Here is a 22,682-nt window from a genome sequence, read left to right as displayed (position 1 = left end):
TTTAACGTCCTAACTATACGGACTGGATAATATGTAAAAAATTGATTCATAGTTTATTGTAGATATTTTGCTCCGTATATCCACAAGTGTAGTATAATTCTTCAAAATGGGCTATTCTTAACTATTTAAACGTATAAGGCAAGAGTTAGTTGGTTTTAAGGGATTTTTGTACTGATTGTATGAAAACTGGTTCCTGAATTTTCAGGTTCTGGCATCTTTTTGGTATTAAAATTTATACCTCTCGTCAAAAATCAATATGCCGAGCAATACTAAAAGAATAAGCCACATGAAGAAAAAGGTAAGTTCTGTGCTGGAAAAGGCACCAATAGGAGATTTCGACCCTGATTGGATACCAATGCTTGCAACATTAACGGATGCTCCCTTTGAAAATGAGGGCTGGGAATATGAAGTCAAATGGGATGGTTACCGGGCGCTTGCATTCGTTAATGAAGAGGATTCCCAGCTAAAATCAAGAAATAATATTTCCTTTAACCGCAAATTTCCACCGGTTCTGGAAGCTATTAAAAAGTGGAATGTTCATGCAGTTGTTGACGGGGAAATAGTCGTTGTAAACAAAAACGGAATTGCCGATTTCGGCTCCTTACAAAACTGGCGGAGTGAATCAGACGGCGAACTGTTATTTTATGTTTTTGATATTTTATGGATGGAAGGGAAAATCCTGACAGGAATACCACTTTCGGAAAGAAAAGCTTTACTAAAAAGCATTCTGCCAAAAAACAGTATAATCCGAAGCGGTTATAGTGTAAAATCCGATGGAATTAGTTTTTTTGAAGCGGCAAAAAAGTTAGGTCTGGAAGGAATCATGGCCAAACGGTCAGATAGTAATTATCTGCCTGGTGTCCGCACAAAGGATTGGCTGAAAATAAAGATACAAAAGCGCCAGGAAGTCATTATTGTCGGTTATACAAGAAACGAAGGCACATCAAAACTTTTCAGTTCACTTTTGCTCGGCGTTTATAACAATAATATACTGGAATATGCAGGAAAAGTAGGTACAGGATTTAAAGACAAACAGCAAAAAGAGCTCCTGAAAATTTTCGAAACACTGATTATAAGCAGCAGCCCATTTACTGCAAAATCTGCTTACAATAGGTTCGAGCGTTTTCGGGGCAGTTTATCCGGTTCCGGTATCGTATGGATAAAGCCGGTAATTGTTTGTGAAGTACATTTTTCCGAAGTTACGACAGACGGTGTTTTCCGTCATCCATCATTTGTCGGGCTCAGAGAAGACAAGCAGGCAAAAGAAGTAATTATAGAAACGGAAGCCGGCATTGATTCCATAAATCTTCTATATTGATAATGACATACCAGTTCGTTTTTCTCTGCCTGGCCTTAGCGAAAGCCCTGAAAAGCCATTGGTAGTATATTTATTCACTTACTGATCAAAGACGATTCCACTGCAATTCATAAGGTTTTTCAGGAGTAGAATATTTTGCTGTCTATTGACCTTAACTTACAAACAATTATTGACGGGTTAAAGAAGGCCAGGAAATTATAAACTGGTTAATGATCAGCTACATATCGTGATATTAAACGTAATGTTATTTAGTGTTGATTATAATGATTAACTTACAATGTCAGTATTTCTTCTTATTCAGCAGGCAAAAAATTAGCATCAGCTTGTAGACTGGGTTAATAAAATTACCTATCTCTATTGATAACATTTTACTATCAACCCTTCATAATCATGATTAAGAAAGAAAAGTTTTTTATTGTGGCTATTGGCTTTTCGTCGGGAGGAGCAAGTGATCTGCATGATTTTTTCAGTCAGATTCCACCTAATCCAAATGTAGCATTTGTTATAATCCAGCACCTATGGCGGCATACTGAAAGCATCGCGGATATTTTACTGGCCAAACATACACACATGCCGGTCAGTTGGGCAACAGACCATCATCTGGTAGAGCCAAATCATATTTATATGCTTCCGGTGAACAAATTTATGACCATTGAAAACGGATATCTTGAAACTTATAGCAGGAATCCGCTGGATAAAAGTAATTGGGCAATTAATATTTTCTTTAAATCTATGGCAGAGCATGTAAAAGCGATGGGGGTTGGAATTATCCTTTCAGGAGCCGGATCGGACGGAGCTTTGGGAGCAGTGAGCATGTATGAGCAAGATGGAATGATCATGGTGCAGGATCCGGAAACTGCACTCTTTGTAGGTATGCCTAATGCGGTGATCCTTAAAGATCATCCGTTTAAAATACTTTCACCGAAAAACCTGGCGAATGCGCTAATGACGTTTTTAGACTTACAACTGATAGGTTAATATTAATTTTGGCCCTGTATTAAAAAACCTTTTTGCTTCTGAGCAGTATCATGAGCCTAAAAATAAGTTGATCAATTGGTGCCAATTTATAAATTAGGAAGATATCAGAGTTTTCGGGCATGTTTGAAATGCGACAGAATTTTATCAAATCTACTTCTTTGTTTTAATCAGAATGTGTTAATATTGCCGTGATAAATATTTTAATGCTTAAGTGCATTTGAATTGTTTATAGGTAAAATAAATTTTATATTTTGTCTGTATATTCATATTTGCAGTTCGTGTAAAATTTTTAACTGCGAATTATTTTTTTAATTGAAATAGTATTAATTGATCGGATGCACTCGCCTGTTATTTTCGGAATGCTTGTAAAAATATTCTGAATTTCGGATACGGCTTGTTTGCATTTCGAACAAACAGCACACTAAAATTAAATATAAAAAACGAGGTTAATTCGGGATTGAACCCCTGTTCCTTTATTGGCATATTTAGTCAATATGGTGCTTCAAAATGTTTAAAAAATGTCAAAAGGAAAGAAAATACAATCTTCGGATTTACCGGTTCCCATTGTTGCGATTGGTGCTTCGGCAGGAGGTTTGGAAGCAATTTCAGAGATCTTAGAGAATCTCTCGCCAACAACAGGATTAGCTTACGTATACATCCAGCATCTTTCACCAAATTTTGAAAGCCAGCTTTCCAATATTTTAGGAAGAGTTACTGATATGCCCGTTAAGGAAGCTGAGCATATGCTTCGTATTTTGCCCGATCATGTATATATTATTCCTCCTAATAAAGATATGGAGGTAATTGACGGCGTTTTAACCCTGATGGAACGGCGACCGCAACCGGAAGTCCATTTGCCTATCGATCAGTTTTTTCTGTCGTTATCAGAGCGTCAAAAAGATGGAGCCATAGCCATATTATTATCAGGTATGGGACATGACGGAATACTGGGGATGAAAGCAATCAAAGTTGCGGGTGGAATTACCATAGTCCAGGATGAAAGTGCCAAATATCAAAGTATGCCAAAATCGGCCATAGCCGAAGATGTAGTAGATCTGGTGCTTTCACCGGGTGAAATTGCGAGCGAACTGGAAAGGCTGAGCGGTAAAGCCGAAATTTTCAGGTTAACTGCCATTGCCGAAAAAGAACAGGCTGACGAGAGCGCCGATCAGGACCTGAGCAACATACTCCAGTATCTGAAAACGGCAATCGGAGTGGATTTCGACCATTATAAGGTGACCACAATCAGGAGACGGGTAGTGCGAAGGATGCTGCTTTATAAACTGGAAACACTTAAAGATTATATTGAATACATTAAATCAAATCCTGGTGAAGCACACGTACTTTATGGCGATCTGCTAATTAATGTTACTAATTTTTTCAGAGATAGTAATACGATGGACTATCTGAAAAAGGAACTGTTTCCACAGCTGATTAAGAATAAATCCCTCAATGAACCCATGCGTATCTGGATTGCCGGTTGTTCAACGGGGCAGGAAGCGTATTCGCTGGCAATTATTTTACTCGAAATACTGGGAGACCGTGCCTCAACTATGCCGATCCAGATATTTGCGAGCGACCTGAGCGAAGTAGCTATTACGAGGGCACGGCTCGGCACTTATGGATTAAGCGAAGTTCAGGATGTTTCATCAAAAAGGTTACAGCGTTTCTTTGTTAAAGTAGACGATCATTACAGGATCATAAAGGAAGTCAGGGATATGTGCGTATTTGCTCCGCATAACGTGCTCCGTGATCCGCCTTTTTCCAGACTGGATATGATCAGTTGCCGGAACCTGCTGATTTATCTTGATACTATTTTACAGCAGAAAGTAATCGCTACTTTTCATTATGCTTTGAATCCCGGCGGTATTTTACTTTTGGGCAAATCGGAAGCGGTGAGCAGCTCGCCTTCTCTTTTTACACAGATTGATAAAAATCATAAAATATTTACAAGAAGAAATGTAGCTTCCAGCAGTACATCTTTCGAATTGAGGCCGCGCCTGTTTGGGTCCATGCAGGAAAAGCATGATTTTAAGAGAAACGAATCTAAAATTATGCCCGTGGCACCTGGAAATGAGTTGGATAAGATGGTTGACAGCCTTCTTTTAAATAAATATGTGCCGGTCAGTATCGTGGTGGATCTTGAATTAGAAATACTTCAGTTCAGGGGAGCGACGGGATTATTTTTAGAGCCTTCGCCAGGAAAACCAAGTTTCAATCTGCTCAAAATGGCAAGGCCGACCCTGGTTTTTGAACTCAGGAATATCATTCATAAAGCCCATAAATCAGGTAAACCGGTAAGAAAAACGGGCCTTGAAATCAAGATCAAAGATGAAACGCATCAGGTAGAGATTGAAGCAGTCCCGCTATTTTATGCCAATGAGCAGAATTTGTTTTTGATACTTTTTGATGAAGTAACACATCATTTTGTATCTAAAAAAATTCATCCAATGCACGTGACCAGCGCATTAAAGGATTAGAGATCGAGCTTTCTACGCTCAGGGAAGATATGCACGCGATCCTGGAAGAACAGGAAGCCGGAAATGAAGAGCTGCAATCCGCTAATGAAGAAATTTTAAGCAGCAATGAAGAGCTTCAAAGTATTAATGAAGAGCTTGAAACGAGTAAGGAAGAAATTGAGTCTACCAATGAAGAGCTGCTGACCATTAACCAGGAACTTCAGGTACGCAACGACCAGCTTTCTGAGGCTTATGGTTACTCAGAGGCAATTTTGGGCACAATAAATGAAGCGACACTGATACTGGACAGAGACCTGCGTGTGAAAAGTGCAAACAAAGCATTTTACAAGATTTTCCGGGTTTCAGAAAAAGCCACAGAAGGACGCATGCTTTATGAGCTCGATAACCGGCAATGGGATATGCCTCATATCCGTAAAATGCTCGAAGATGTAATTATACATAATGTTGATATCAAAGCTTTTGAAGAAAAACTGAACTTTACAGAAATTGGTGAAAAAGTAATGCTTCTTCATGCACGGAAAGTAGTTCAGCATCAGCGCCAGGAAGCTATTTTGCTTGTTATTGAGGATATTACTGAACACAGAAAAGTACAAAGCCTGCTTAAAGAACGGCAATTATGGTTTGAAGACCTGATTGAAAATGCACCTGCACTGATATGGGTTTCTTCGGTAAAAGGAAAAGTAAGTTTTTTAAACAAAGCCTGGCGGGATTTTACAGGGCAGAGTTTAGGTGACAAGGAAAGCATCGAAATTGGAAAGTTTATTCATGCCGATGAGAAATCCGATTACCTGAACCTGTATTTCAGCAGTTTTACGAACCGTGAATCTTTTAATTTTGAATACAGGCTCATGCGTGCTGACGGAGAATACCGCTGGATGATGGAAAACGCCAAGCCTACGTTTAACCCAGACGGTGAATTTACCGGTTTTATAGGAACCTGTACAGAAGTTCACATTCAAAAGACGCTGACACAGCAACTCAATACACATGTAGACCAGCGTACGAGAGAGCTAAAAAAGGCAAATGTAGAACTTGAAAAAGCCAATAAAGAACTGATTCAGACGGCACACCGCTTACAGAGTGTTTTGAACGGAGTACCAGCCGCTATTACATTACTTGAAGTCGTTAAGGATTCACCCGAAGGCCAAGTAACTGATTTTACTACTTCGGTTTATAATCAAACCGCATTGGATCTGACGGGCCAGAATAACGAAGATATTACATCCAAAACATTGCTGGAAGCACAGCCGGAAATGCGTGAGCAGGAATTGTTTGATCTGTATGCACAGGTACTCGCAACCGGAGAATCGGCATATCGGGAAGTTCATAACCTGCGGCAGCCTAATGATTGTTTTGCTTTTTTGTAACACGCCAGGTTGACCAGACTGGCGTGGTTGTGAGCATACTGGACATTTCCCAGCGTAAAGCAGCAGAGCTCGAACTGACAAATACTATAGGAAGCCTTCAGGCAGTTCTGGATAGTTTTCCGGGAGCAATTGGTTTCTTGAAGGCCGTTTCGCACGGAAATTCAGATGATTTCGAGGTAGTGGTGTGCAACTTGAATTATGCCGCATTATTTCAGATGTCGGTGGAGCAAATCATTGGAAAATACGCCAGCGAGCTTTATCCTTCCGAACTTCAGCAAACGATAAAAGAGGTACTCGAAACCGGGAAACCTTTTTATGAGGAAAATTTTAACGCAACCGAAAATAAATGGATCGGGCTGTCTGTTACGCGCCACGACCATGGCCTTGTAATAACAGCCTTGGATATAACAGTGCTAAAAGAAGCTGAGAACCAGCATGCACTCTGGATGCAGGAACTGATTGGTTCGAACCAAATGCTGCAATCTCTCGACAATATGCGTGAATACAGCCTGAAAAGGGGAGAATTCCTGAGATCAACATCCCATGACCTGCGTGGAAGTTTTGGTATCATTATGGGAGCTACGGCCCTGTTGGATATCATGGATACGGAAGAGGAGCGCACTCGTACTTTATCCATGATACAGCGTAACCTCAGACAGGTAGCCAGCATGATGAACCAGTTACTGGATTTGTCCAGGCTTGAAACCGGGCAGGAAACATTACAGATTACTCAGTTTGATGCTGCCGAAATGCTGACCCAACTTGTTCAGAGTATCACACCTATGGCAAATGACAAGGGGTTATGGCTCCGTTTCGATGGGCCTCAAAGTCTTTGGATCACAGGGGATATTGTGAAGGTGCAACGGATTGCGCAAAATCTTATCGTAAATGCAATTAAATATATCCAGAAAGGGGGAGTAACTGTAAGCTGGGGTTCGGAAGATACAGAAGAATCCAATGCACCTCGCTGGCAGTTTATCGTGGAAGACACCGGAATGGGGATTTCATCGGTTCTTATTGAAAAGTTAACCAATAATTCTGAAAAAACCGGTTTGCAGGAACCTGTGTTGCATATTCATGAGGAGAATTCAAAATTAAAATCTTCAAATTCTTCCTCTGGAGAGGGTATTGGTCTGTTTATTGTAAAAAGATTATGTGAGCTCATTCAGGCAAATATTGAAATAACCAGCAGGCCTGGTGAAGGAACTAAGTTCGTCATAAGTTTACCAACATATTACAATGAACACTAAAACTTAGAATACGCGAAAATTTTACTCAACTTATATAATGGAAAGGAAGGAAATATACATTGTTGACGATTCTGATGATTACCGGTTTCTCATTCAGCAGGTTTTTAATAAATTCCTACCACAGTACTTTGTACGGTTTTTTTCTGGAGGGGAAATTGTTTTGAAGCAGCTTTTATTGCTGGAAGAGGGTTCTGTAGACAAACCACCATCTCTGATTCTGATGGATCTGAATATGCCCGAAATGAGCGGTTATCAGACATTAAAACAGATTAAAGATCCGGTAAATGAGGATTTTAATTTTGTTAGCCTGATTCCGATCGTGATGATGAGCAATGACGAAACACCAGATGAAGTATCAGCCTGTTACGGAGCAGGAGCCAACGCTTTTCTTAAAAAACCTATTGAGTTCGAACACCTGAAAGAGCTTTTAAATTCAGTTTGCTATTTTTGGCTTCAGATAAATCAAGTGCCGGAATTGATAGGCAGGTAAACAAATAATGAGTTGTTAAATCAACTAAGATGATAGATACAGAAATTGAAAAGATTAAAAAACATAATTTCCGGAACGGTAAAATTTTACTGGTAGAAGATAATCCGGATCAGACTGAAATTATCAAATTGGCAATAAAGGAATGTATTCCTGAGGTTGAACTAATCATTGCCAATGATCCTGTCCAGGCTCTGATGTTGCTGGATGAAATGCTTGCATTAAAGGTTGCTTTGCCGAAATTGATACTGCTGGATTTATATTTGCCGGAAAAGGAAGATGGCTGGCAGGTTTTAAAATGGATAAAGGAGCATACGTCATCAATAAAGATGCTTCCTGTTATCATTTTAAGCGGTTCCGAGGATCAGGAAGATATTCGTGAAGCTTATTCCAATGGAGGCAGTGCATATACAGTTAAGCCGTTGAATTATGCGTCCTGGCTGGATTATTTTAACAATATCCGTAAACACTGGATGGAAACTGTAATACTTCCATATTAAAACAATTTAAACAACATATTTTTTTATTCTTTTTTTCAAAATTGAACACACATGAGCGATAAAAAAGAATTATACATTGTTGACGATTCTGCCGATCACAGGTTTCTGGTACAAAGCATTTTTACAAAATTTTTGCCAGAGTATCCTGTCAGGTTCTTTACCGGCGGAGAAGATTTATACAATTTTCTGATTTTACAGTCAGGAGATGACTATAACGGAAATTATCCCGGACTGATCGTTCTTGACCTGCGAATGCCATTATTTAATGGCTATGAATTGCTTAAATTACTTCGGAAAACGCCTGATAACAAACATATACAATGGAAAACGCTGCCAATAATTATTATGACAGGCGATGAAACACCTCAGGATGTGACATTATGTTACCAGGCAGGTGCAAACTCGTTTTTGACGAAACCCATTGAATTTCAGGATTTGCGCACAACGCTTGAAACGATCTGTCATTACTGGCTTGATTTTAATCGGTTGCCATCAGCGAAGGAGGCAGAAAAAATTAATGATACCACTATCATTTGATGTAATATCACGAATTCAAAGTAAATTTTACATTGGGTTTATTCCTTCATATTGTCTTTCACTGAGCGGGATATTACTTTTTCCACCAATTCAGTTGTATTTTTGCGGAATACAATACCTAAAACAATCACGACTACGAAGAAGGCAAGGAGGATCAGATAACCCAGATAATCACTATTCAGCCCCCGGTTAATCAATTGCCCGATCAGCAATAAAAATGTTACTACAACGGCGAAAACTACTACGAAAATTAACACGTAAAATACCCCGGTAGCCGGAATCTGGCCTATTCGTTTACCTGCTTCTTTTGCAAGCGCATCAAATTTGTCATCAATGAAGCGGATGATCATTTGCATGAGATTCTCTGCTTCTTCCCGTTCAGGTACAACAGTGTCAGCATCCGGATCAGCGGCTCTTGCAAAAGCAGTTGCCGCTTTGTCCTCTACTTCTTCCCGTACAATCAGTACTGCATGTTCATTCGGAGATATGGCTGTTCCGTCTACTTTGGCATAGACTTTTGTAAATTCAGCTCCAAAATATAAAATAATTGAGGAATAATACACCCAGGTAAGCAGTATCACAATCGAAGCAGATGCCCCATAGGTTGCCCCTAAATCCTGTTGTCCCAGATAAAAACTGATACCGAATTTTCCGATTGCAAAAAGTATTGCAGTAAATGCAGCGCCAACCATACATTCTTTCCAACGGACGTGCCCGTCAGGTAGCACTTTGAAAATAACTGTAAATAATGCGGTGATAATAAATAGTACGAGTGCAATGTTCAGACCGGCAAAGATTATAACCGAAACTTCTGAAAAGTAACGTTCCAGCCGGCTGCTTAACAAATCAACCACGGTATTTACACCAAGAGAAACAATGAGTAAAAATCCTAAGGTAAGGATCAGCGAAAAGGACAACAACCTGTTTTTCAGGTATTGCAACCAGCTTTTCTTTGGTTTTGACTTAATAGCCCAGATATAATTGATGGAATCCTGTATTTCGGCAAAAACCCCCGTTGCTCCAATAATAAGCGTAACTATACCAATAACCGACGCTATACCAGACTTATCAGAGATAGCTGCATTTTTAATAAGTTCCTGAAGCTGTATTGCTGCTTCATTACCAACCAGTCCCCGGATCTGACCAAAAAGGTCTCCCTGAAAAGCATCGCGTCCATACACAAGGCTAACTATGGATATGATTACCAGTAGTAAAGGAGCCAGGGAAAATATTGTATAATAGGACAGTGCGGCACTTAATTTCAGGCCGTTATCGTTCATGAATTCTGTGAAACTGTCCTTAACAAGAGTGAAAGTAAATTTGACTTTATTCATAACGGGATTTATTATTGGCTTAACGTAGTTTGTTATACCCTACAAATTTTTATGCCAACCACCATTTAGTTAAGGTTCAGCCCTAATGCCAAGCCGACGTACGGTTTTCCCTGATATTGCCAGTAACTCCGGTTTTTATCTATCAGGTGATCCAGTGCGGCTGCAATTCCAAATGTAAACTTATCAACACCCATAATGACAGCTATTCCTTTTGACCATACAAATCCTTCGTATTCAATTGCAATCTGGTTATTGGTTACAAAGGGATTCATTGCTGTCGTGCCAATTCCTGTAATAATACCAGCTGAAATTCCGTAATGGGTAATTTTTTGACTAAGTATCCCTATTGGGTTTTTGTCGTAAGACAAGCTGTAAGTGTCATTTCTGTATCCTACGTATACCGTTCCGTTCAGGCTGTTGTTAAGCTGACTTGGGAAAGAAGATACGGAAGGGCGGAATTTGAGCGGAATCGTCAGGATATCAATATCAAAGCTATTCTGCTGGTATTTGTTTGTACGGATTGTTTTGGTGGAAGTTTTTTGCGGATAAGTAAGCTTGGGAATAGAGGCAGCATTGAGTGACAATCGTTGCCAGCCTTTTGCCAATGCATATACAACTATGGAATCGTTCGTATTCTCGATATAAACCGATTGTTTTTTACCATTTACCTTTGACGTATATATACCATCTTCAAATTTAAATTTCGGGCTGTCTTTGATGCTTTTGCAGCTGCTGAAAGTAAAAAGAAAAGCAATTAAGAAAAGTTGGAAATATATAAGCTGAAATTTAGATTTTCTATGATAAAATGAGGTAGGTAGAGAAAGAGCCATAAAATCGAAAGTTAATTTTGGTTGTTGAGATGGAAAATGTAATCGAATATATTTGAAATAAAATTGTAGATGATTTTGCACGAAAATCTGAATTTATAAGCTATTAGTTCTGATTTTTAATTTTTGCAACTTATACATTTCCCCCATACTACACAGAAAAGATAGTTTGCGACATGTTGCCGAATACATAATTTTAACTGAAAATTAATGATTTGCGTAAGGGTTTATATGATTAAAAGGAGACTTTTGTGTTGTTAGCAATATGAAATTCTAAAACCGTACCATTATCAGTTAAGAGTGTGTTGGGATATTGAAAATATTAGGGATCGTATCAACTTTGTTGTGACCAAACTTCAAAGATGTGAACAAACAGTTTTTGGAACTGACCGATCCCCAATGGGAGGCAATTTTACCATTTTTTAATTTAAAAAGAAAAAGAAAATTAGATCTTAGGCAGGTGATGAATGCCTTACTTTATGTAGTCCGAACTGGTTGTCAGTGGAGAAACCTTCCTGCTCAATGGCCAAATTGGCAAGCTGTTTACTATTATTTTGACAAGTGGAAACGTAATGGATTATTTGAAAGGATCAACCGCGTCGTTAATCAACTGGATAGAAAAAATCAAGAAAGAGAAGAATATCCTTCCATATTTTGCATTGATAGTCAAAGTGTTAAACTGTCACCAGGAATTTTTGAAGATCGTGGAATTGATGCAAACAAAAAAGTTAACGGGCGTAAAAGACAGTTACTTGTTGACAGCGGTGGTCGCCTTTGGGCTGCCCATGTCCACGCAGGTAATATTGGAGATGGACCAGCAGCTCTAGCACTAGTACCACATATTTTGTATTATAGTGATCGTCTTGAAAAAATATATGGAGACCAAGCGTATAACGGCGTATTTGCTAAAAATATAAATGAATTTGGTTTCGATTTTGAAAAAGCTTCCCGTCCAGAATCAGCAAAAGGATTTGTTCCAGTGGCAAAACGGTGGGTGGTAGAAAGAAGCATATCTTGGACTAATTATTTCCGCAGGCTAGTCAAAGACTATGAATATACCACATCTTCGTCAGTTGCATGGCTATATTTAGCAAATACCCAATTAATGTTACAACGAATATGTCTTAAAAACCAAACTTAATTTCCCAACACACTCTAAACAAAATTTAGATGTCAGAAAAGATCAGCGAAGCATTTGAAAAAGTGGCCACCAAGGTTACCAAATGGACAGGGAGTTCGTTAGCATTCGGCGTTGCATTTGCCATTATTTTAGTTTGGGGAATAACAGGGCCGTTATTTGGATATTCTGATACATGGCAGCTGGTGATCAATACCGGCACTACGATTATTACTTTTCTGATGGTATTTATTATCCAGAAATCCCAGAATAAAGATTCCAAAGCCATACAACTCAAACTGAATGAACTGATTGCAGCAAGCCGGCATGCAAGCAACAGAATGGTCGATATAGAGGATTTAAGTGAAGCTGAACTCGATACACTGCACAAATTTTATCAGCGCCTCTCGGATATTTCAGAAAAGGACCACGACATCCACCTTTCACATTCCATAGACGCAGCCGATGATTTATACGAGAAAAAGAAGAAATTCAAGTCAAGAAAAAATGAACCGGAAGTAGATTGACCAATATTGTTAAAATCGCCTGTCGGACGTTTCTACACATTCGTCCGCGCTATCAATGCCTTCATCACATTTAATTTTCGGAAGTTTCATTTCTATCGCACCTTTATTGCGTAAAACTGAAACTATGAACATGAATAAATTTTTCCTGGCTATTATCATTCTTGCAGTCACTTTCACGGTGCCTGCATTCGCACAGTTTCCATCGGCAGGAAACGCGGCGCCAAAAGCATTGCCGGGAACAGCGGGTGATCAGAGCCCGAAAGGATCTGCAAAGATCAGCGGTACCATTGTTGATTCCACCACCACAAAAGGCATTGAATTTGCGAGCATTGCACTGTATAACAAAGCAACCGGACAAGCAGTGGATGGCACAATGGCGGACGAAAAGGGTAAGTTTGAACTTGAAAAAGTAGTTGCAGGCGAGTATAAGATACTGATTTCCTTTATTGGCTACGCAAACAAAACGCTTAACAATATCACTTTGGCCAAAGGGCAGGAATTGAATCTGGGCGTTATAAAATTTGCGTCCAACACCAAAACGCTTGAAGAAGTAACTGTTACCGGACAAGCTGCTTTGATTGAGGAAAAAGTGGACCGGCTCGTGTATAATGCTGAAAAAGATATTTCTTCAAAAGGAGGAGATGCTTCTGATGTTTTGCGTAAAGTTCCTTTGCTTACGGTTGATCTGGATGGTAATGTGTCGCTGAGAGGCAGCCAGAATATCAAGGTTCTCATCAACAATAAACCGAGTACAATTATTGCGACCAGTGTTTCTGATGCTTTGAAACAAATCCCGGCTGACCAGATCAAAACGGTTGAAGTTATTACGAGTCCATCGTCCAAATATGATGCAGAAGGCTCTGCCGGTATCATTAATATTATTACCAAAAAGAATAGCCTGCAAGGGTTGAACCTGAATGTAGACGCAGGAGTTGGTAATCGTGGCTCATCTCTTTCGCTGAACGGCAGTTACAGGAAGGGTAAAGCAGGTTTCAACATTGGTGGTTTTGGGCGTGGGAACTACAATACCATCACGAAAACAAACCTTGATCAGACAAGTATTGTAAATAATGTTACAACCTTAACCAGACAAAGTGGGGATGGAAGCAGCAAAGGGCTTTTTGGTCAGTATAATTTAGGATTTGATTATGATCTGGCCAAAAACCAAAGCCTTACGGCCGGCGTTCGTTATGGTGTACGGAATTTCACAAGCCAGCAGGATCTGGTTACGCGGCTTTTCAAAAATGGTGATCCGGATCTTACATCAAGCCGTAATGTTGACACTAAAAATTTGTCAGGAACTGTGGATGCGAATGTAGATTACCTTCATACATTCAAACCCCAGCAGGAGTGGAGTATTTCAACCTTATACAGCCGCAATGACCTGACCAATGATTTCGATGCGGATTTGCTTAATAGCAGTAACCAACTGACTAACCGCCAGAAAAATATCAATAAAAATATCAACCAGGAATTTACTTTTCAAACAGATTACCAAACGCCGATCAAGAAAAACCAGTTGCTGGAATTCGGAGGAAAAGGTATTTTTCGGGAAGTGAACAGTAATTACAGTTATCTGATAGCCGAGTCTACCGGTGATTATCGACCAGAAGCAGGACAGCCTTCCGGTGAATTAACATATCATCAGAACATTGCAGCCGGTTATACATCCTACACATACACGACCAAAAAACGCTACACATTTAAAGGCGGGGTTCGGTACGAACATACTTTTATTGATGCAAGTACACAGGAAGGGCAGATCGGAATCGGTAATTATGGCGTACTGGTTCCCAGTGTAAATGCTTCGAAAACGATTAAAGGAACTACACTGAAACTTGGTTACAACCGTCGTATCCAGCGGCCGGGGCTTGCGCAGCTTAATCCCAATTTCAATACTGCCAATCCCCAGAACATTACGATCGGAAATCCTGAGTTAAGGCCTGAACTGACCAATAATTTTGAATTGGGTGTAAGTAAAAATATCAAGAAGACTTTTATCAATGCTACATTTTTTGGACGCGTTACCAACAATGCCATTTCACAGGTTCGCCAGCCATCTGATACACTGGCCGGAGCCATCGTAACTACCTATGAAAATGTCGGGAAACAGCATGCTTACGGAATTAACCTTTTTGCGAATCTAGCCGCTACCTCTAAAATTAACGTAGGAATATTTTCCAATGCGTTTTATACCACATTAGCCGGGCAGACAGCAGATGCAAATGGTATGCCCCAAAATATCAGCAACTCTGGCATCAACGTTAGCGGAGGTGTATTTTCGCAGGCTACATTTAAAAATGGCTGGGGAGCTCAGGCTTTTGGATTCATGCAGGGAACCCAGATACAGCTGCAAGGCAGGCAGGGTGGTTTTGGATTTTATACGCTGGGTGTAAAAAAGGAATTTGGGAACAAAAAGGGAAGCGTTGGATTGGCTGCTGAAAACTTCCTGAGCCGCCGTTACAACATCCATACAGAATTAAATTCTGCACAGTTCAACCAGGTGAACGATGTGTACTTGTATAACCGCGGCGTTCGTCTCACATTCACTTACAAAATTGGTAAAATGACTATGGAAGCACCAAGAAAAAAAGCCAAGTCGGTAAATAATGATGATGTGAAAAGTGAGGGAGGAAGCCAGACACAATCCGGGCCGGCACCGGCAGGAGGCCAGCCAAAATAGTATTTGAAAATAATTACATTTGAGCAAACAGACTAACTTAATTATACCTTAAAATGAAAACAAACAGACTATTCGTTACCCTTTTCGCGGCATTCGTTTCAGTTTCTGCCTATGCGCAGACTGTCGATGAAATTGTGGACAAACACGTTGCCGCATTGGGTGGCCTTGATAAAATAAGCGCTATAACAACCATTGTGACAGAACGTTCTATGGCTATACAGGGAATGGAGATCCCGAGTAAAACCATTCTTGTAGTAGGAAAATACCTGCGTACCGAATCCACCGTCATGGGCAATTCGATGGTGCAGGTTGTGGATGGTACTACCGGGTGGATGATACTGCCGACTATGATGGGTGGAACAGGTGAACCACAGGATATGCCTGCGGATCAGCTGAAACAACAGATCGGACAACTCGATCCGTTTGGTTCTTTGGTGAATTACAAAGAAAAAGGGAATAAAGTCGAGCTGGTTGGTAAAGAAAAATTGGATAAAAAAGACGTTTTCCATTTGAAAGTAACAACAAAGGATGGTCAGGCTATTGACCAGTTCCTGGATGCCAATACGTATTTATTGAGCAAATTAAAAGTTGATGTAAACGGACAGGAAGCCGAAATCGGCCTTTTCGATTATAAAGATGTGGAAGGTATTAAGTTTCCAAATGCCATGGATATCAGTAACGACCAAATGGGGGTGATGTCATTGATCACAAACAAAATCACGCTCAACAGTAAAGTTGACGATTCATTATTTAAAAAACCTGTAAAATAAGAACTGAAATTTTGTTCTTTTTTGTAGAGTATATCTATTAGCTGAGAAGGTATTATGCGAAAAGCATAGTACCTTTTTTTATTTAATATTTTTAATCAGGACGTATTTATTGTTAAATGAAAGTAATGGTATAATTTTTTTCGTGTACAGTTTGCACTATATCCACACTTCTGTTAATGGAATTAAATCGATCAAATCAACAGCTTTCATTTATAAAGGGATTCTGGCTATATAGTGAAAAATAAGCCCGTTGGCCAATGTGCACATTTTTCATATGCCGGCTGGGTTGAAATATACAAACCTGGTTCAAGCTGAATGATTTTTTTCAGGCGCATGCAAGGATAATGTAAAAGGGAAGTCCGGACAATCCCAAGACCAATGTTTGGCTGGCATTGACCAACGTTTTACAAAATGCATTTATACTTGATTTTCAATCTTCAATCGACAGCGAGATCAGCATTGGTCCTGTAATGGTCAAATAGGAAGAGAAGAAAATGTTTTTACAAAAAATATTTTCAAAAGACGATAAGAAGGATAAAAAGAATAAAAAAAGAACAAAAACTAAATCTATAATTATGAACGATCCAAAATTTAAAGAAGGTGACTGGGTAAAAGTGAAAAACGGCACAAAGGGAATGACTGTGGTCAGTAATGACGAAAACGAGTCTGGATTCACAGGAGAAGTACTTTGCCGTTACAAAAATGAAGAAGGTGAAAATATAGAGGAGAATTTTAAAGAAGCGGATTTAATACCACTTGATTAACACAATTTAATGAATCGTTCAGCAATATCATATAATTCGCCTGGCACTGTTTCAGCGGTATTTTTCTCAAAAAAGGATGCTGACAAAGCATATAAATCCCTGATCCGGCGAGGGCATACGCCTGATGATATTTCAGTGCTGATGTCTGACGAAACACTGAATATTTACGAAAATCCATCTTTGGTGGATGCAGGAACGGAAGAGGAAAAGGAACCTGATTCTGCATTGGACAAAGCTAAGATTGTTATTGCCGAAGCGATTATTTCCGTCACCAGTATGATCTCCCTGCCTGGCCTGGGTATTGCCATTTCCAATACTTGGTTTAAAAGAATAGCAGGAAGTGCGAATGAGATGCCGGCGGATAGAACGGCCGGTTCATATATCAATTCACGTATTCCGGATGAACACACTGATTCATACGGAGAAAGTATGAAGGAAGGAGGAATTATCATCAGTGTTGACCCAAAAAATAAACAGGAAAAACGGGACATTGTGAAAGATTTTAAAGAAAACAATGGCCATGATATTCTGGGGGACGACGGATATACTGAACTGGATTAGGTGAAAGTTTTACTAATCAGGATCTAAAAAATAACCGGCTGAGGTAATCAATGTCACTCGAAAAATGTAGTTACACCATTCGGGAAATACCTTAGAAAAGAAAATATAAAATTCTATTTTAAGGTATTTTTTTATTATTTCTGGAATAATTTTTATGTGTAAATCTCTGTGTGTTTTGGTCCTTTTCGAATAAAATACTGTTCTTAATGATGGCTTACTTCGGGTATTGGATGACAATAATGGTATGATTTACAGGGTTTCTTAAAATTAAAATAATATTATAAGTAGAAGAAAGAGCTATTCAATTTGCTTAGGGAGGTGAAACGAATATGGAAAATCGAGATATCGTTGTGATTGGTTCTTCAGCTGGCGGAGTGAATGCCTTAAAAGAAATTGCGGCGTCCTTACCAGTTAATTTTAATGCGTCCGTTTTTATAGTACAGCATATTTCTGCTGATTCCATCAGCATGCTGCCGGAAATTTTATCCTATAAAGGAAAACTTACGACGGTACACCCAGCGGACGGGGAAACTATTCAACGCGGGTATATTTATATTGCTCCGCCGGATCGTCATATGCTGATTGAAGGCGACCGGATCCTCATTAAAAAGGGTCCAAAGGAAAATCGTTTCCGGCCATCTGTAGATGCGCTTTTCCGATCCGCCGCTTATAATTTCGGATCGCGTGTCATAGGGGTAGTGCTGACCGGTATGCTGGACGACGGAACTTCCGGGATGTGGTCAATCAAGCGATTGGGTGGATTGTGCGTGGTACAGGAACCTGAGGAAGCTGCCTATCCCGCAATGCCGTTGAATGTGCTCGAATATGTAAAGGTAGATCACGTTGTCCCGATATTCGGTATTGCTCCATTACTGAGTGAGCTGGTGGAAGGAAGGGTTCCTGAGCCTGAACCTTTATTTACACCCGAGCGGGAAAGAATGAAGATTGAAATTGACATTGCAGCCCAGAATAATGCATTTGAAAGCGGTGTTATGGATATGGGAGAATTCACACCAATAACTTGCCCCGAATGTAAAGGTGTACTGATACGGCTGACCGAGGGAAACCTGATCCGTTACCGATGCCATACCGGGCATTCATTTCATTCAAGTTCATTGCTTGGCGGGCTGAGCGAATCGGTTGAATCCAGGCTTTGGGAAGCACTCAAAAGTATGGAGGAGCTTGTAATATCATTAACAGAAAGTGCCGATGCTTTTGAAAGAAATGGCAATGTATCATTTGCTGAGGAATACTATGAAAAGGCAGAAATTGTTCGGGAAAAAGCCAAAAGGCTCCATGCATTTATTTTTGAATAATGGGATATCTGGTTTGAAAAATGCTTTATTGCAAAGTGTAAATTCTAATTTATCAAAAACCAGAGCATGACCAGATTATTCAAAGCTTTACTGATAAGCCAGACAGAGGGAAACTTTCACAAAGAAATTAAGGAAATAAGTACAGATGCCCTGCCAGAAAATGATGTGCTTATCAAAGTCAGTTATTCTTCGCTAAATTATAAGGATGCTTTGTCGGCCTCTGGTAATAAAGGAGTTACAAGAAAATTCCCGCACGTGCCTGGTATAGATGCTGCGGGAGTTGTGGTAAAATCCAGCAAGGAAAATTTTCCCGAAGGAACCTCTGTACTTGTTACAGGTTTTGATCTGGGTATGAACACATGGGGAGGTTTTGGCCAGTATATCAGCGTTCCTGCGCAATGGGTAATTCCATTGCCGGATGCATTATCGCCCAAGGAAGCAATGAGCCTGGGTACAGCCGGCCTTACCGCGGGACTTTCGATAGATAAAATTATCCGTGCCGGAGTACGGCCTGATCATGGTGAGGTGGTCGTGAGTGGTGCAACCGGCGGCGTTGGAAGTATGGCAGCGGCAATTTTAGCAAAACTGGGATTTGACGTTGCAGCAGTTTCGGGTAAAAACGAAGACCAGTTTCTGACTTCGGTCCTGGGTGTAAAACAGATTATAAACCGCGAAGATTTTGTTGAAAAATATAATAGCAAACCTATGTCGTCTGCTGATTTTGCTGCCGGTATTGATAATGTCGGAGGCACGATTTTATCCGGTATTTTAAAATCGGTTAAGCAAAATGGCATCGTAACATGCTGTGGTAATGTGGGTTCGGCAGAACTGAATACCATAGTTTTCCCGTTTATTTTAAGAGGACTAACACTGGCCGGCATAGATTCGGCACAGGCACCTATGGATTTAAGGAAATCAGTATGGCAATCGCTTTCCTCCGATTGGAAACCATTGCACCTCACAGAAATGATTCAGGAAATTACACTGAATGAACTTGTGCCAAAACTTGATGATATATTAGCAGGAAAAGCAACGGGCCGCTATGTGTTGAAACATGAATGAATAAAGGTTTTTTGTCAAAAGCTTATTCAGCAGAAAATCCGGTAGCATATAAATGACTACCGGTTTTCCCAGCTATTATCCTGACATAATTATTCTTGTGATGCTCTTTCGTTGATATAACTTTCTGCCAGGTCAGTCAGATCAGCATCTGTAATTTTTTCCTCTTCCAGTGTTGCTTCCAGAATCTGTTCCACTTCAATATGTTCCATTATTCTGGCAAGCGTAGCCAGGCTGCCATAAGTTGCAATTTCATAATGTTCAATTTTTTGTGCTGCAATAATTAAGGCTGCATCTCGCACCATCGTATCAGCATCCGTATCAGCAATGATCTCCCTTGCTTCCCTTACCAGGCCTTTCATAGCTTCACAAATCTTGCCATCGGCCTTCTCTTCAAGTAACCTGAATACATTGGTCAGCCTGTTTACATGTTCCTGAGTCTGTGCTCTGTGTTTTTTAAAAGCCATGGATAAAGCCTGGGACGTAGCAGCCTTTTCCAGTTCCGACAAGGTATTAACAAGCTCATTTTCTGCCCAGTATATATCTTTTAACTCTGTTACGAACAGCTGGTGAAATTTTGAATTTTTCATTTCCTTTTCCATAATCTTCCAATTAAAATGTTAATAATTGAATTACATTTTTGGGTGTGATTATAAAAACATGCCAGAAATGATTTTTAGGTTTATATTTTTCAGATTCTATTTTCTGGTGAATGTAGAATCTGATTCAGGAATGTGAACTGCATCAGGTCAGCTGATTTTTGGGTCATTTCATACGTTGGTTTTTACTTTATGAAAAGTAAAAAATTATTCATCAACAGGTTTTTGCTGCTCATTTAACTGATGCGCTAAAACAGTATCAGGAATTATATTACTTATGCCAATCTGTACTTTGTTTTTGAATCCGGAAATGACTTTATCCTTGCCGGCCATCAGCGCTTCATAACCATCTTTTGCGACATCGGCCGGATCAGCCATTGCCTCCGGATCCTGTATTGCTTTACTTTCCTGCATATCTGCTTTATTGAAAAAGTCAGTATCGGTAACGCCAGGCATTAAAGCCGTCAGCGTAATATTGGTTTCTTTCAATTCCTCCCTGATGGCCTCAGTAAATGACAGTACAAATGCCTTTGTTCCGTGGTAAACGGATTGCCATGGACCAGGCGTTTTACTCGCAATTGAAGCCAGATTCAATATTTTTCCTGAATTTCTCGCTATCATATCTTTCAGAAAGCTCTTGGTGATAATTACAACAGAAGCAATATTCAGATCAATAATGTCCAGTTCTCTCTCAATTTCTGTATCCTCAAACTTGCCATACACGCCCTGACCCGCATTATTAATTAATACTTCAATTTCAATCCCTTTACTTTTTACATCGTTATACAATGAAATTGCATCTTCTTTCTTAAACAAATCTTTGGCAATGGTAGTAACTTCCGCTCCAAGGTGCCTGAATTCATCGGCCTTGGCATCCAGTTCCTGCTGATCGCGCGAAACAAGTACAAGGTTGTATTGCTCCCGGACAAAAATCTTTGCGAGTTCGTAACCAATGCCACTTGTTGCACCCGTGATTAATGCATACTTTTTCATATTTGGAAATTTAATTTTGTAATGAAGTTTTTTCAATGATTAATATAAAATAGTGTGCCTCGAGAAGCAGGTACTTTATCTTGTTTTTGAAATACAAATTGTAAGGCCGCCTGGTAATTATTTTACAAATCTTTTACCAAGCCATTGGTAAAATTTTCCCACTGGATTTTAGAGAAACTGAACATTCCTGCAATACCTACCAGTACATTTCTTACATGATCCATCATTCCGCCCGAATCGGTGTTGGGTTTTGTATTCCGGTCATATACAGCCGCGGTTACTTTGGTGAATTCTCTCGTAACTGTGAATGTGCTGGTTGATTCCTCAGAATAAAAATGAGCAATATCCGGATTGTCCGTTATTGGATTTGGAGCAGGTCTTACACGGATTCCGATACTTTCGGTATTTAAAGAATTATATTCTTCAATTTCTTCAACCAAAGCCCAATCATAACCTTCTCCCGCTTTTGTTCCTGGGCCGGGTATATCTATTTTGAAATAATTACCTTTTTGAACCGGTCCTGAAATTGCCGTTCCATTTTCGTCCGTTATCTGAAATGCTGCCATGAATTCTCCTGCCAGTTCCTGCCAGTTGTTCACAAGCAGTAACCTGGTTTTTGCTTTTTCAAACAAAATCCTGGCGGATTCTTCATCGCTCAATTGCGCCGTACTTTGTGAAGTAATTACAAGTCCATCTGAATGGCCAGGGATAATTCCGGTGTAATTTTTCTCGTCCATAATTTTGCGGGATTACTAAAATCATGCCTTTTAGAACTTCTTAAATGAGGTCGGATGGGAAATAGTATATGATTTCACTGGTATTATTCTTTTTATATCGATTAATACAAACTTCTTTCAATTTATCATTATGGCACGAACAGGAAACAGGAGTAAATCAGGCAGAAAATGGTCGGCGCAAGTAATACGGACCAGCAATGCTATGGATACGAAAAGCAACATATTCAAAGCGGATGACCCGGCAAAAATTGCCAGGTCACTGAAAAATTCGGCTGTTAAAAGTCACCGCAGAAAGGGGACACCATTTCAGTCCGCTATGTCTGCCCTGAATTTTTACATCAACCGGGCAGGAAAAAACTTATCCGATTCCCGAAAAAACCTATTGGAAAAAGCAAAGGACGAATTAAGAAAGGCATTTGGAAAAGATGATGACAAAACTAATAAAGACGCTGAGAAATAATGTCATTTTGACCTAGTT

General features: G+C 39.7%; 22 protein-coding genes. 17 read left to right on the top strand and 5 right to left on the bottom strand.

Annotated elements, in window-relative coordinates; translation table 11 throughout:
• Positions 1–286: 286 nt before the first annotated feature.
• The 8 genes from ligD (at position 287) to KZC02_RS05835 (ending at position 8,917) form a co-directional block, all read left to right on the top strand.
• Positions 287–1,318, top strand: coding sequence for a non-homologous end-joining DNA ligase (ligD, locus tag KZC02_RS05870; RefSeq protein WP_221393258.1), 1,032 nt, complete (start codon positions 287–289; stop codon positions 1,316–1,318).
• A gap of 390 nt (positions 1,319–1,708) precedes the next feature.
• On the top strand, positions 1,709–2,296 hold the full coding sequence (locus tag KZC02_RS05865) for a chemotaxis protein CheB (protein WP_221393257.1): 588 nt from the start codon (positions 1,709–1,711) through the stop codon (positions 2,294–2,296).
• 518 nt (positions 2,297–2,814) lie between these two features.
• Positions 2,815–4,776 (top strand): CheR family methyltransferase, encoded by a 1,962-nt coding sequence (locus tag KZC02_RS05860; RefSeq protein WP_221393256.1) that lies wholly within the window; start codon positions 2,815–2,817, stop codon positions 4,774–4,776.
• A 29-nt stretch (positions 4,777–4,805) separates the two neighbouring features.
• A complete protein-coding gene (locus KZC02_RS05855) occupies positions 4,806–6,143 on the top strand; it encodes a PAS domain-containing protein (RefSeq protein ID WP_221393255.1) in 1,338 nt (445 codons plus the stop codon).
• Positions 6,125–7,393: a HAMP domain-containing sensor histidine kinase gene (locus tag KZC02_RS05850; protein WP_221393254.1), complete on the top strand. Its 1,269-nt coding sequence runs from the start codon at positions 6,125–6,127 to the stop codon at positions 7,391–7,393. The genes KZC02_RS05855 and KZC02_RS05850 overlap by 19 nt, the downstream gene beginning before the upstream one ends.
• Before the next feature lie 37 nt (positions 7,394–7,430).
• On the top strand, positions 7,431–7,883 hold the full coding sequence (locus KZC02_RS05845) for a response regulator (RefSeq protein ID WP_221393253.1): 453 nt from the start codon (positions 7,431–7,433) through the stop codon (positions 7,881–7,883).
• Between the two features lie 29 nt (positions 7,884–7,912).
• The gene (locus tag KZC02_RS05840; RefSeq protein WP_221393252.1) at positions 7,913–8,380 is read left to right on the top strand and encodes a response regulator; all 468 of its coding nucleotides are present in this window, start codon (positions 7,913–7,915) and stop codon (positions 8,378–8,380) included.
• 51 nt (positions 8,381–8,431) lie between these two features.
• Entirely contained in the window at positions 8,432–8,917 is a 486-nt protein-coding gene (locus KZC02_RS05835) for a response regulator (protein ID WP_221393251.1), read from the top strand.
• 38 nt (positions 8,918–8,955) lie between these two features.
• On the opposite strand, the gene KZC02_RS05830 is transcribed toward KZC02_RS05835, so the two are convergent.
• Both KZC02_RS05830 and KZC02_RS05825 read right to left on the bottom strand, forming a co-directional pair.
• Complete coding sequence (locus KZC02_RS05830; protein ID WP_221393250.1) at positions 8,956–10,251, bottom strand: YihY/virulence factor BrkB family protein; 1,296 nt, start codon at positions 10,249–10,251, stop codon at positions 8,956–8,958.
• A 65-nt stretch (positions 10,252–10,316) separates the two neighbouring features.
• Positions 10,317–11,081 carry a hypothetical protein gene (locus tag KZC02_RS05825; RefSeq protein ID WP_221393249.1) on the bottom strand — a complete coding sequence of 255 codons (765 nt, stop codon included), beginning with the start codon at positions 11,079–11,081 and terminating at the stop codon, positions 10,317–10,319.
• A 361-nt stretch (positions 11,082–11,442) separates the two neighbouring features.
• Here KZC02_RS05825 and KZC02_RS05820 point away from each other — a divergent pair, with 361 nt between their 5' ends.
• The 8 genes from KZC02_RS05820 (at position 11,443) to KZC02_RS05785 (ending at position 19,878) form a co-directional block, all read left to right on the top strand.
• Positions 11,443–12,219, top strand: coding sequence for an IS5 family transposase (locus KZC02_RS05820; protein ID WP_221389948.1), 777 nt, complete (start codon positions 11,443–11,445; stop codon positions 12,217–12,219).
• 29 nt (positions 12,220–12,248) lie between these two features.
• Positions 12,249–12,722, top strand: coding sequence for a low affinity iron permease family protein (locus tag KZC02_RS05815; protein WP_221393248.1), 474 nt, complete (start codon positions 12,249–12,251; stop codon positions 12,720–12,722).
• 124 nt (positions 12,723–12,846) lie between these two features.
• Positions 12,847–15,405: a TonB-dependent receptor domain-containing protein gene (locus tag KZC02_RS05810; protein WP_221393247.1), complete on the top strand. Its 2,559-nt coding sequence runs from the start codon at positions 12,847–12,849 to the stop codon at positions 15,403–15,405.
• Positions 15,406–15,458: 53 nt separating this feature from the next.
• Positions 15,459–16,175, top strand: coding sequence for an outer membrane lipoprotein-sorting protein (locus tag KZC02_RS05805; RefSeq protein WP_221393246.1), 717 nt, complete (start codon positions 15,459–15,461; stop codon positions 16,173–16,175).
• A gap of 494 nt (positions 16,176–16,669) precedes the next feature.
• Positions 16,670–16,939 carry a hypothetical protein gene (locus KZC02_RS05800; protein ID WP_221393245.1) on the top strand — a complete coding sequence of 90 codons (270 nt, stop codon included), beginning with the start codon at positions 16,670–16,672 and terminating at the stop codon, positions 16,937–16,939.
• Between the two features lie 9 nt (positions 16,940–16,948).
• Positions 16,949–17,500 (top strand): hypothetical protein, encoded by a 552-nt coding sequence (locus KZC02_RS05795; RefSeq protein WP_221393244.1) that lies wholly within the window; start codon positions 16,949–16,951, stop codon positions 17,498–17,500.
• A 329-nt stretch (positions 17,501–17,829) separates the two neighbouring features.
• Positions 17,830–18,816 (top strand): chemotaxis protein CheB, encoded by a 987-nt coding sequence (locus KZC02_RS05790; protein WP_221393243.1) that lies wholly within the window; start codon positions 17,830–17,832, stop codon positions 18,814–18,816.
• Between the two features lie 66 nt (positions 18,817–18,882).
• The gene (locus tag KZC02_RS05785) at positions 18,883–19,878 is read left to right on the top strand and encodes a YhdH/YhfP family quinone oxidoreductase (RefSeq protein WP_221393242.1); all 996 of its coding nucleotides are present in this window, start codon (positions 18,883–18,885) and stop codon (positions 19,876–19,878) included.
• 89 nt (positions 19,879–19,967) lie between these two features.
• Here the strand turns inward: KZC02_RS05785 and KZC02_RS05780 are convergent, their stop codons facing one another.
• The 3 genes from KZC02_RS05780 to KZC02_RS05770 all read right to left on the bottom strand — a co-directional run bounded on the left by KZC02_RS05780 (position 19,968) and on the right by KZC02_RS05770 (position 22,204).
• A complete protein-coding gene (locus KZC02_RS05780; protein ID WP_229254008.1) occupies positions 19,968–20,465 on the bottom strand; it encodes a ferritin-like domain-containing protein in 498 nt (165 codons plus the stop codon).
• A gap of 216 nt (positions 20,466–20,681) precedes the next feature.
• Complete coding sequence (locus KZC02_RS05775; RefSeq protein ID WP_221393240.1) at positions 20,682–21,467, bottom strand: SDR family oxidoreductase; 786 nt, start codon at positions 21,465–21,467, stop codon at positions 20,682–20,684.
• A 122-nt stretch (positions 21,468–21,589) separates the two neighbouring features.
• Positions 21,590–22,204 carry a hypothetical protein gene (locus tag KZC02_RS05770; RefSeq protein ID WP_221393239.1) on the bottom strand — a complete coding sequence of 205 codons (615 nt, stop codon included), beginning with the start codon at positions 22,202–22,204 and terminating at the stop codon, positions 21,590–21,592.
• A 130-nt stretch (positions 22,205–22,334) separates the two neighbouring features.
• On the opposite strand from KZC02_RS05770, the gene KZC02_RS05765 reads away from it, so the two are divergent.
• Entirely contained in the window at positions 22,335–22,664 is a 330-nt protein-coding gene (locus tag KZC02_RS05765) for a DUF3175 domain-containing protein (protein WP_221393238.1), read from the top strand.
• Positions 22,665–22,682 lie beyond the last annotated feature (18 nt).

Source organism: Dyadobacter sp. NIV53 (genome assembly GCF_019711195.1).
Taxonomy (GTDB): Bacteria; Bacteroidota; Bacteroidia; order Cytophagales; family Spirosomataceae; genus Dyadobacter.
The sequence above is the reverse complement of the archived record's forward strand: the minus strand, read 5'-3'. Positions and strand labels throughout refer to the sequence as shown.

Excerpts from the sequence above, each read along its gene's own strand:
- KZC02_RS05830 (WP_221393250.1), bottom strand. The coding sequence starts at position 10,251 with ATGAATAAAGTCAAATTTACTTTCACTCTTGTTAAGGACAGTTTCACA.
- KZC02_RS05815 (WP_221393248.1), top strand. The coding sequence starts at position 12,249 with ATGTCAGAAAAGATCAGCGAAGCATTTGAAAAAGTGGCCACCAAGGTT.
- KZC02_RS05790 (WP_221393243.1), top strand. The coding sequence starts at position 17,830 with ATGGAAAATCGAGATATCGTTGTGATTGGTTCTTCAGCTGGCGGAGTG.
- KZC02_RS05825 (WP_221393249.1), bottom strand. The coding sequence starts at position 11,081 with ATGGCTCTTTCTCTACCTACCTCATTTTATCATAGAAAATCTAAATTT.
- KZC02_RS05770 (WP_221393239.1), bottom strand. The coding sequence starts at position 22,204 with ATGGACGAGAAAAATTACACCGGAATTATCCCTGGCCATTCAGATGGA.
- KZC02_RS05810 (WP_221393247.1), top strand. The coding sequence starts at position 12,847 with ATGAACATGAATAAATTTTTCCTGGCTATTATCATTCTTGCAGTCACT.
- KZC02_RS05780 (WP_229254008.1), bottom strand. The coding sequence starts at position 20,465 with ATGAAAAATTCAAAATTTCACCAGCTGTTCGTAACAGAGTTAAAAGAT.
- KZC02_RS05800 (WP_221393245.1), top strand. The coding sequence starts at position 16,670 with ATGTTTTTACAAAAAATATTTTCAAAAGACGATAAGAAGGATAAAAAG.
- KZC02_RS05855 (WP_221393255.1), top strand. The coding sequence starts at position 4,806 with ATGCACGCGATCCTGGAAGAACAGGAAGCCGGAAATGAAGAGCTGCAA.
- KZC02_RS05840 (WP_221393252.1), top strand. The coding sequence starts at position 7,913 with ATGATAGATACAGAAATTGAAAAGATTAAAAAACATAATTTCCGGAAC.
- KZC02_RS05860 (WP_221393256.1), top strand. The coding sequence starts at position 2,815 with ATGTCAAAAGGAAAGAAAATACAATCTTCGGATTTACCGGTTCCCATT.
- KZC02_RS05795 (WP_221393244.1), top strand. The coding sequence starts at position 16,949 with ATGAATCGTTCAGCAATATCATATAATTCGCCTGGCACTGTTTCAGCG.
- KZC02_RS05835 (WP_221393251.1), top strand. The coding sequence starts at position 8,432 with ATGAGCGATAAAAAAGAATTATACATTGTTGACGATTCTGCCGATCAC.
- KZC02_RS05785 (WP_221393242.1), top strand. The coding sequence starts at position 18,883 with ATGACCAGATTATTCAAAGCTTTACTGATAAGCCAGACAGAGGGAAAC.
- KZC02_RS05845 (WP_221393253.1), top strand. The coding sequence starts at position 7,431 with ATGGAAAGGAAGGAAATATACATTGTTGACGATTCTGATGATTACCGG.
- ligD (WP_221393258.1), top strand. The coding sequence starts at position 287 with ATGAAGAAAAAGGTAAGTTCTGTGCTGGAAAAGGCACCAATAGGAGAT.
- KZC02_RS05775 (WP_221393240.1), bottom strand. The coding sequence starts at position 21,467 with ATGAAAAAGTATGCATTAATCACGGGTGCAACAAGTGGCATTGGTTAC.
- KZC02_RS05765 (WP_221393238.1), top strand. The coding sequence starts at position 22,335 with ATGGCACGAACAGGAAACAGGAGTAAATCAGGCAGAAAATGGTCGGCG.
- KZC02_RS05805 (WP_221393246.1), top strand. The coding sequence starts at position 15,459 with ATGAAAACAAACAGACTATTCGTTACCCTTTTCGCGGCATTCGTTTCA.
- KZC02_RS05865 (WP_221393257.1), top strand. The coding sequence starts at position 1,709 with ATGATTAAGAAAGAAAAGTTTTTTATTGTGGCTATTGGCTTTTCGTCG.